This is a genomic window from Actibacterium naphthalenivorans (assembly GCF_014196965.1).
Classification (GTDB): domain Bacteria; phylum Pseudomonadota; class Alphaproteobacteria; order Rhodobacterales; family Rhodobacteraceae; genus Actibacterium_A; species Actibacterium_A naphthalenivorans.
In genome coordinates, this window is the sequence record NZ_JACIEQ010000014.1 from 21,230 (window position 1) to 30,800 (window position 9,571).

Below are 9,571 nucleotides of genomic sequence, written 5' to 3' on the forward strand. Positions count from 1 at the left end.
CCGCGGCGTGGCCCGCGATCTGTCGCCCGACGAGCAGGCGCGCGGTTCTGCCGCCTGCGTCCGGTGTCATGCGCGATGCGAGGTCGATCCGCGACGGACCAGTCGCACCGGAATGACGGTGGTGGGCGCGGGCTCTTCCTCTCCCTCGACAAGTTCGATCAGCGCCGCCAGGCAGGCCGACACGACTGCCTCGGCATCCTGGGTTACCGTCGTGAGATCGTAGCTTGTCCATGCCGCCTCGGCGATGTTGTCACAGCCGACAACGGACAGGTCAGCGGGTACCCGCAAGCCATCGGACCGGATCCGATCGAGAAAACCGAGGGCGAGAAAATCGTTGCCGCAGTGCACGCCGTCCACCTCGCCGGCACGGGGAAGGAACTCTGCGGCGGCCTCGACTCCGCCCGCATAGTTGGGGCGTGCGCCGTTGGCCTCGAACCTACAGCGCATCCCCAGTTCGGCTGCGTGGCGCAGAAAAGCCGCCCGGCGCGCGTCGATCGTATACGACGGCCGCCGCGGTCCGGCATAGGCGACGCGGCGGCATCCGGCCTCGAACAGGGCTTCGGCGGCGAGCCGACCGGCGGCTTCGACATCGTGGAGCACGCGCGGCGCGTGAGCATCCACCGGTGCCTTGTTGACCAGCACCAGCGGCACGCCGTGCCGGGCGCAATGCGCGGCGATTTCGCCGGGGGGCGTGTCCGAGGTCATGATCGCGCCCGAGACGTTGTAGTGCAGCATCATGTCGATCAGCCGCCCGGCGTCGTCCCCGTCGCTCCAGGGCAGAAGGAACGGCCGGTACCCCGCCTTCACCAGCCCGCGCGACAGCAGGTCGACGATCCGGGCGCGGAACGAATGGTCCATGTCCGACACCACGAGCGCGACCAGTTCGGTCCGCTGCAGCGTCAGGCTACGGGCGAGGTAATTGACCCGGTAGCCCAGCCGGTCCGCCGCCGCCATGACCTTGTCCCGTGTCTCGGACGAGATGCTCGCACCATTGGTGAACGCCCGACTGACCGCCGACCGCGACACCCCGGCAAGCCGCGCGACGTCTTCTGCCGTGACCGACCTCTGCCCGTTCATGTGGCGGCCTTGAGCGCAGAAAGCAGCAGGTCCGCCCGGTCAAGATTGATCATCTCCGGCCTCCAGTCGACGATGCGAGCAAAGACACGCGGGTCGTCGCCGAAATACTTCAGCATCGGGCGCACCCCGTGCGCGCGGCACAGCGGAGCTTGCCGCTCCCAGTCCGCGACGGTGATTTCGCAGATTTGCGGGGCGAGCGTTTCCATCATCGTTTTGAAACTGCTGAAATGGGGGATGTTGGCCTTGATGTTGGCGTCCGGGGCAATCCTGCGTGTCTCCAGCAAAAGCTCGGGGGATGGCGACCAGAAGAAACACTGGTCAAGAAAGTCCATGCCCCGTACGAGATCAAGCAGCTTTCGGGCGTCCACGCTCTTGTTCTCGATATACATCCGCCGCCCCCGCGACTGGCAATAGCCGATGGCTTCGGCCAGCGTCGGGATCGTCTCGCCCCGCCAATGCCTGGCCTTCCATCCGCCCGCGTCGAGCAACCGTAGCGCGGCAAGGTCGGTTTTCGCCACCGCGCCCGTACCGGATGTCGTCCGGTCCAGCGTAGGATCATGGATCACGATGATTTCGCCATCGGCGCTTTCGCGCACGTCCAGTTCCAGCCAGTCGCAGCCCATGTCGTAGGTCAGCCGCGCAGCGGCCATCGTGTTTTCGGGAGCGATGTGATTGACGCCCCGATGGCACACGACCTCGATCCCGGTGGGCGGCAGGCTATCGAAACCGCCCAGCAGTTCCGGCTGGTCGGTGCAGATGCCCAGCACCGGCAGCGTGACGAGAGCGGCCAGCACCTCGGGCCGTTCCTCGTGCCAGATCACGATGCCGATGTCCCGCGCCTGCGCCTGGGCCAACAGGGCCGCAGTCACGAGGTTCTGTGGCCGCGCGCCGCCATGCTCCCAGCAAAGGTGAATGATATCCGCGCCTGTCGCCTCTGCCCGCCGAAACGGATCCTCACCCAGCCGAACGAGCACGGCGACTGGCCAGGGGCAGCCGTTTTCGATCAGCGCACGCGCTTCGCCCTCGTCGAAGGTGCCCAGAACCGCCTGGGTAAAATCGAGCGCGTGCAGCACCTCCATGCAGACCGCCCCCGCGCCCTCACCCTTGAGGTCGAGGTAGAGCGCTTGTCCGCGCGCGCGGGCCATCGCCACGATCTGGGCAAGCGTCGGCATTTCGGGGCAGCGGCGCGCCAGCTCAGCTGCGGTGAACGCCGCGATGGCCACAGGGCCGCCCTCACCCGCAAAGGTCGGATCATGCGACACCACAGGCTGCCGGTCCGCCGTCAGCCAGATATCGAGCTCCCACATGTCTGATCCCAGATCGGCGGCGCATTCATAGGCCGCAACCGTTCCCTCCTGCGCATGAGCCGAGGCCCCGCGATGGGCGATGCACAATGGCCGCCCGTCGCAGCGCGCGGGCCAGGAAAACTTCAGGTTTGCGCGCATCAGAGTCGTGTTCCCTCTGCATCGAAGGCCAGAAGGTTATCAACATCGATCGGCCAGGTGACAATGTCGCCGACCCCCACGTCCTCGCGCGCGGGCTGGACCGACCGCAGGATGACCCCCGGCGCCGTCTCGATGTCGAACAGGGTCTCGCGGCCCTGCGGCTCGACGAAGGTCACACGCCCGGTCGCCTGAGCGGTTCCGCCGGTACCGAAATGCTCGGGCCGGATGCCCAGAGAGATGGGCCGGTCGGCTGGCAGGCCGCGCAGACGCGGAGGCAGGGGCAGATGCAGCCCCTGATCCATCGCGAAACTGCCCTGTCCGGCGGTGCGGCCTTCCAGAAACACGATCGGCGGGTTCCCGAGAAAGCCCGCGACGAACCGGTTGACCGGCGCGCGATACAGCTCCGTCGGCGGGCCGATCTGAAGGATCCTGCCCCTCTCCATGATCGCCACGCGGTCGCACATGGACATCGCCTCGACCTGATCATGGGTCACGAGGATGGCGGTGATCCCTGTCTCAAGCTGGATGCGCCGGATTTCCGAGCGCATCTCGAGCCGCAGCCTGGCGTCAAGATTGGCCAGCGGCTCGTCCAGCAGCAGAATTCCGGGCCGCCGCACGAGCGCGCGCGCCAGAGCCACGCGCTGTTGCTGCCCGCCCGAGAGCTGCGCCGGTTTGCGGGCCAGCAGCTCCTCGATATGGATCAGCTCGGCGATCTCGCGCACGGCGCGGGCGACCTCGGCCTTGTCGCGCCGTATCCGGCCCACCGTCAGCGGAAACCCGATGTTTTCCTCGACCGACATATGCGGATAGAGGGCATAGTTCTGGAACACTACGCCCACATTCCGCCGTTGCGACGGCAGGTTGGTCACGTCGCGGTCGCCGAACAGGATGCGCCCGCCATCGGCGCGGTAGATCCCCGCGATGGCAAAGAGCGTCGTCGACTTGCCGCAGCCCGAGGGCCCGAGCAGCGCCAGCATCTCGCCATCCTCGACGACGAAGTTCATGCCTTCGATGACCGGATTGCCGTCGAAGCGTTTCGTGAAATTGTCGAGATGTAAGCGCATCAGCCCTTCGTGCCTCCGCCGAAGATGTTCATCAGCCGGTGCTGGAAGATGACGTAGAGAAGAACGACCGGCAGCGTGTAAAAGACACCCACGGATTTAAACAGATTGAAGTTGAACCCGAGCTGATCCGCCGCGATCAGCTCGTTGAGGAAGACAGACAGGACCTCCATGTCCGATCCGGGTGCGAGGATCCGCGGCAGCAGGTATTCGCCCCACCCGTCCAGAAAGCTGAACACCGATAGCGCGACGAGGCCGGGTTTGACCTGCGGCAGGATCAGCCTGCGCCAGACGGTAAAGCGGCTCGCTCCATCCTGAACCCCGGCCATCTCGATCTCCCACGGGACGGCATCGTAGAACCCCTTCATGATCCAGATGCCGAAGGGCAGCATCAGCGAGGATTTCACCAGGATGACGCCGATCATGCTGTTGTAGAGCCCGGTGAGGTTCAGCACGAAGAATACCCCGATCAGCAGCGTGACCGAGGGGAACGCGTGCATGACCAGCACCCCGGCCAGAAAGAACCGCCGGAACGGCAGGTTCAGCCGCGACAGCGCATAGGCTCCCGTGGTCGAAACAGTCAGCACGATCACCGTCATCGACCCGGCCAGGATCAGGCTGTTGCCCGCTGCTGCCCAGACATTTCCGATCTCGCCCCCGTCGAAGAGGAACCGCCAGTGTTCCAGCGTGAAACGGTCGGGCCAGAGTTCACCCGGCGGGGCGTCGGTGAAGGTGTCGAGTATGAGAAAGCCATACATGACCGTCAGCGGCAGGCTGATGACGATCAGCAGCAGAAGGAGCGGGAGCGTCGCGAAATTGCGTGTCATCGCGGCACCTCAGAACTCGATCCGGGGGCGGGTGACCAGTTCGTCAAAACGGAAAAGCCGCAGGTAGACGAGCGACAGGGCAAACCCGACGATCACCAGCATCAGCGCCATCGCCGAGCCCAGCCCGTATTCAAGATTGCCCGAATAGTTGAACAATGCCGTCCGGAACGCCTCGAGCGCCCAGACCGTCGTCGTCCGTCCGGGCCCGCCGTTGGTGGTCAGCCAGATCTCGGCATAGGACGCCAGCAACGACATGGTCTGGTAGGTGGTCACGAACAGGATCGGCCAGCGCATCTGCGGCAGGATGATCCGCCGGACTTGCTGCCAGCGCGTGGCCCCGTCCACCTCCGAGGCCCAAAGCTGCTGCATCGGGATCGTCCGCAACGCGCCCGAGAACAGGATCAGCCCGAAGGACGCACCGATGAACCCGTTGAGCGAGATCATCGTGATCCAGGCCGTCACCACCGAGCCCTTCATGTAGTTGAAGGATGGCAGGCCCACCTGTTCGGCAAGGATCGGCAGGAATCCCCCCTCCCAGGTGAACCATTTCCACAGGATCGCATAGAGCACGAGGGGCGTGATACGCGGCAGCAGCCAAAGCGTGCCGAACACACCCATCAGCCCTTTTGGCAAGTAGAACAGCGTGATCGCCAGAAAGAGCGCCAGACCGACGTTGAAGATCGCCAGCGTGGCGGAGACATAGAACAGCGTGTTGAGCAGCACCCGCCCCGTTTCGCGCTGGGTGGCGAGGCGGCGGAAGTTCTCGGTGGTGAAAACCGCGCCGGTGTAGCTGGCGTCGAGCAGCTGTTCGCGCGTCTCTATCGCGCCCTCGGGCGTGGCGATGGCAAGCGCCTCTGCCAATTCCTCCCGGGTCTCGAACCGCCGGTTCAGTGCAGACCGGCCAAATATTTCGGCGGCGGCGGTGATCGCGCGCGGGCTGCGGGGAGCATTTGGCAGCTCACGCAGGGCGCGGATGAAATCGCGTGCGGAATCGTAGGCTCTGCCGGTCAGGCGCGCGGAGATATCCGCGACAAAACCTTCATCCATACCTGCCGCCACGGCTGCGTCCAGCCCAGCCCGATCGACGATGTAGGTCTCGGCCATGACCTGCGCGGCGACATCTTCGGGCAGGCCTTCGTCCTGCAGGCCGCGCAGGGTATTGGGCGTGATGACATAGGCGCCCGTTCCGATCCCCGTCGCGGTCGACATGTCGGTGAAGGCAAAGGCCGTGGTCAGGGCCACCGGGGCAAAATAGAAACATGCCAGCAGGATCAGGGCGGGCGACAGCATGACGAGACCGAGCAGGCTGAGGGGGCTACGCAGGTTGCTCTCTCTGGCCGGATACCCCGGACGGCGCGCGGCCGTCCGGGGGCGGAGTATGGGATCAGCGGACGATGACATTGTCGCCAAGCGCCCGGGTTACCTGAGCTTCAACTTCGGCCACGGCATCCTCGACCGAGGTCACGCCGGTCCAGCTGGCTTCAAGTCCGTCATACATCGCATTCCAGTAAATTCCGAAGTCCGAACTGTTGGGCAGCGCGTTCGTATGCGGCGCGAGCCGCTCCGACGCCGCGCTCAGCCAGCGGTCGTTTGCATAGAGCGGGACCGAGTTTTGCTGCTCCGATATGCCCAGATGCGCCGATTTCACGGCGTGAAGCGCATTGATCCGAGGCTCCGAGGCAATCGAGATCAGCTCCGCAGCGATGACCGCCTCGTCCGCGGGCGCGGCGGAGGTGACGAGGTAGACCAGTGGGTGGGTGATCGAATTGGCCCGGCCGTTTTCGTTGCCCGCCGGGATCAGCGTATATTGTACGGTGTCGAAGAAGTCTTCCAGACCGAACTGGTTGGTCCACTGGGCATAGTGCCATGTTCCACCGTGCCAGGCGCCATATTTTCCCGCGGCGACGTTCTGGTGCCAGGTGTCCCATTCGGTGCCCAGAAAGGTTTTCGAGACGACGCCGCGCGCGGCGGCATCAACGAAGAACTGGTACATACCGGTCAGGGCCTTGGTGTCCAGCACCAGGCGGCCGGTTTCCTTGTCGATCATCTCGCCCCCGAACGACTGGTAGAACTGCCAGTAGTCCGGCCCGTTCGACACCCGCGGCGCAAAGCCCATGGAGGCATCCACGACGCCTTCGGCCTGCATCTTCTCGACGGCGTCCAGCATGTCATATAGCGTGAACTCCCCGCTTTCGACGCGGGCGGGCAGGTTCTCGATGTCCTGCGCGGACCATCCGATCGCCTCCAGATCGGGAATCGACCAGTAGAATACGCGTGCCTCGGCATCCTGCGGAATGCCCCAGACCTGGCCGTTGTAAGACGCGACCTCGATCAGGTTCGGGTAGATGGCATTCAGCGGCCAGGTGTCGAAAAAGACATAATCCTCGATCGGCACGATCAGCCCGGCCTCGGACCAGGGGCCAATGTCCTCATGCCCGGAGACAACGATGTCGGGCGAATTACCGGCCTCGGAGGCGAGCGTGAATGCCTGTTTGAAGTCGTCCCAACTGCTCCATGCCTGGCTTTCGACGGTGATATTCAGTTCCTCGCCGCGAACCTCGGCCTCGCGTTCAAGGATATCGGCCGCCAAGGCGATGGCGTCATAGCGGTAATTGGATTCGTCGCCAGTACCCCCGGCCCATACGGTAATCGTGTAGTCCTCGGCAGCCGCCGTGAAGGCGGTCACCGTCAGCACGGCGGCAGCGGCCCCGCGGCCCGCGATTGTCTTGAGAATGCTCATGATCTGTCCAACTCTCGGTTTGGGAAGCTCGACTTGCACACGTGTGCAAGGCAAGTTGTGCGCCGCAATCGTGACAGCGTGATTTAGCGGACATGTCATTTTCTTGAAGTTGAGCGGCCGCCCTGAAAGGAAGGTTTGGTGAAGGTTTTCTGAGGCGGGTCGCGGCAAAACGGAGCGCGTCGGGGCACCCTCGACCCGCTTTGGAAAACCGTCAACAAGCCGGTCATTGCTCGGACGATCCTGACAGAGCAATATCGCATCAATTATAGTTGAGAAAGCAACATGATCCGACCTGCCGTACCAAGCGATGAAACAGCAATCAGAGAATGCGCGGAGCGGGCATATGCACGTTATGTGCCGCTGATCGGAAGAAAGCCTGCGCCGATGGTCGCCGATTTTGCCACCCAAATCGCCAAAGGCGAGGTGTTCGTTGCGACGGATGACCGCGATAGTCTACAGGGCTTCATCGTGTTTTATGCCGAAGGGGGTCATATTCTCCTGGAAAACATGGCTGTCCTTCCCCGCGCTGCCGGACGCGGTTTAGGGACGGCGCTCATCAGCTTCTGTGAGAATGCCGCGCGAGAACGCGGTCTCGGTGCCGTTCACCTCTACACGAACGAAAAGATGACCGAAAACCTGTCGATCTATCCAAGGCTCGGCTACACCGAGGTGGAACGCCGCGTCGAGGACGGCTTCAAACGCGTTTATTTCGAAAAGACACTCGCTTAACAAGGTCAGCTCCGGGCCGTGATCCTCGCTCTACCGGGGCTCCATCCGCGCAGGCGAAACCCCTCCTCCGGCTTGCCCATGCTGAGTCCAAATTGCGCAATAATGTGCCCCCTACCCGCTGCAATTGCCCTCTTCTGAGGCGATCACCCGAGCCAACGGCCGGGATGGTCAGTAACAGACGTTGGCAGATTGTCTTTTACGACCAAGCCCCTCACGGTCCCGGCACCGGGGTCGTCGAGCCGAACAGGGCGGGCGATCCGTGTGGCAAGGCGAGGCATGACTGAAAGGCCAAAGGCTCCGCTGGCTGCCACTCACCGCACACAGCTTTCGACACCCATGCATGGGAGAGGTTTGATGACAAACAAGATAATTCTCGCCGGCGTTGCCGTGCTTTGCGTCTCGGGGGCCGCTTCGGCGGAGGATCTGGGGCTATGGGGCGCATATCAGGACATTTTCAAGGGTGCGAAATACGTCGACCTGACCCATGTCATTACCCCGACCATTCCTGTCTGGCCGGGCTTTGGCGACTCCACGTTCTCACCCGCCAAGGCCGGCGCCGACCTCGGAGATTACGCATCCGAAGGCGATACATATACCTACGACAAACACGGCTTCGTGGCGACCAGCTACCTGCTCAAGACGGATCAGCTTGGCACTCAACTCGATCCCCCGGCGCATTGGGCGCCCGAATATCCGACGATCGACGAACTTCCGGCCACCTACACACTGCGTCCGCTTGTCGTTATTCCGATGCAGGATCAGGTCGCCGAGGATTTCGGATATGCCCTGCAGGTTTCCGATATCGAAGCCTTCGAATCCGAGCATGGAACCATCCCCGAGGGATCCGTGGTTTTCGTCCGTTCGGACTGGTCGAAGGGGTGGCCGGACAAGGAGTTTGCCGCGCGTACGCCATTTCCCGGTGTCGGGCTCGACGCGCTGAAGTTCCTGCATGAAGAGCGTCACATTCTGTTCCACGGTCATGAACCGCTGGACACTGACGCCACGCCCAATCTCGAGGGCGAGTACTGGCTGATGCACAACGGATACGCGCAGGCAGAGGGGGTCGCCAATCTGGACCAGGTCCCGCCCACCGGCTGCCTGGTCTCTATAGGTTACCCAAAGTTCAAGGGCGGTGCGGGCGGCTATGCCCGATATGTAGCGATCTGCCCCGCCGACTGGACATATGGGGTAACGATTTCGGCGGCCGATGCCCCACTGCCCAAGAGCGAGAAGCCACTGCACTGGGACGACGAGCTTGGAATGCGTGTACGCTGACCTCGCTGAGTTCGGTTAGGCCTTCATCAGGCGGGTGACGGGTTCTCGCCTGATGCGGCATCGCCTCGGCGAGGAGCCGCTTCAGCTCTGTGCTCTCCTCCTCCAAGGCCCTCCGCCGCTTCGCGTCGACGACATCCATTCCGCCAAACTGGGCTTTCCAGGCATGGAACGTAGCTTCCGGCATGCTGTGCCTCCGGCGCAGCTCCGCCGTCTTCGCACCAGCCTCATGCTCCCGCAAAATGCTGATGATCTGCTCTTCTATGTATTTCAATGGTGACCTGCTCCGCTGAAAAGTCCTCAATTTGAGGTTAGCCTGTTCTCCGGTAATCCCCCCATTTTTAACGGGGTTCAGCCGCAGAATTCACGCGGCCATTTTCAGTTTCTGTGCGGGTGTGATGCCGCCGATGCCCATATTCG

Annotated in this window: 8 protein-coding genes and 1 pseudogene; 2 read left to right on the top strand and 7 right to left on the bottom strand. The window is 63.2% G+C overall.

The window, feature by feature from the left end; all coding sequences use genetic code 11:
• Window positions 1-66: 66 nt before the first annotated feature.
• The 6 genes from GGR17_RS18710 to GGR17_RS18735 form a co-directional block, all read right to left on the bottom strand.
• Window positions 67-1,077, bottom strand: a complete 1,011-nt coding sequence (locus GGR17_RS18710; RefSeq protein WP_054539077.1) for a LacI family DNA-binding transcriptional regulator — start codon at window positions 1,075-1,077, stop codon at window positions 67-69.
• A complete protein-coding gene (locus GGR17_RS18715) occupies window positions 1,074-2,522 on the bottom strand; it encodes a glycerophosphodiester phosphodiesterase (protein WP_054539078.1) in 1,449 nt (482 codons plus the stop codon). Before GGR17_RS18715 ends, GGR17_RS18710 begins: the two co-directional genes overlap by 4 nt.
• Entirely contained in the window at window positions 2,522-3,586 is a 1,065-nt protein-coding gene (locus tag GGR17_RS18720; RefSeq protein ID WP_054539079.1) for an ABC transporter ATP-binding protein, read from the bottom strand. Before GGR17_RS18720 ends, GGR17_RS18715 begins: the two co-directional genes overlap by 1 nt.
• The gene (locus tag GGR17_RS18725; protein ID WP_054539080.1) at window positions 3,586-4,410 is read right to left on the bottom strand and encodes a carbohydrate ABC transporter permease; all 825 of its coding nucleotides are present in this window, start codon (window positions 4,408-4,410) and stop codon (window positions 3,586-3,588) included. The genes GGR17_RS18720 and GGR17_RS18725 overlap by 1 nt, the downstream gene beginning before the upstream one ends.
• 9 nt (window positions 4,411-4,419) lie before the next feature.
• Window positions 4,420-5,700, bottom strand: coding sequence for a carbohydrate ABC transporter permease (locus tag GGR17_RS18730; RefSeq protein ID WP_054539081.1), 1,281 nt, complete (start codon window positions 5,698-5,700; stop codon window positions 4,420-4,422).
• 94 nt (window positions 5,701-5,794) lie between these two features.
• Complete coding sequence (locus GGR17_RS18735) at window positions 5,795-7,150, bottom strand: extracellular solute-binding protein (RefSeq protein ID WP_054539082.1); 1,356 nt, start codon at window positions 7,148-7,150, stop codon at window positions 5,795-5,797.
• 282 nt (window positions 7,151-7,432) lie between these two features.
• Between GGR17_RS18735 and GGR17_RS18740 the strand changes: the two genes are divergently transcribed.
• On the top strand, window positions 7,433-7,879 hold the full coding sequence (locus GGR17_RS18740; RefSeq protein WP_054539083.1) for a GNAT family N-acetyltransferase: 447 nt from the start codon (window positions 7,433-7,435) through the stop codon (window positions 7,877-7,879).
• Between the two features lie 354 nt (window positions 7,880-8,233).
• Window positions 8,234-9,154, top strand: coding sequence for a cyclase family protein (locus tag GGR17_RS18745; protein WP_054539084.1), 921 nt, complete (start codon window positions 8,234-8,236; stop codon window positions 9,152-9,154).
• Between the two features lie 58 nt (window positions 9,155-9,212).
• Here GGR17_RS18745 and GGR17_RS20425 read toward each other — a convergent pair.
• A pseudogene (locus GGR17_RS20425) lies at window positions 9,213-9,425 on the bottom strand (transposase); the annotation flags it as partial.
• Window positions 9,426-9,571: the final 146 nt, after the last annotated feature.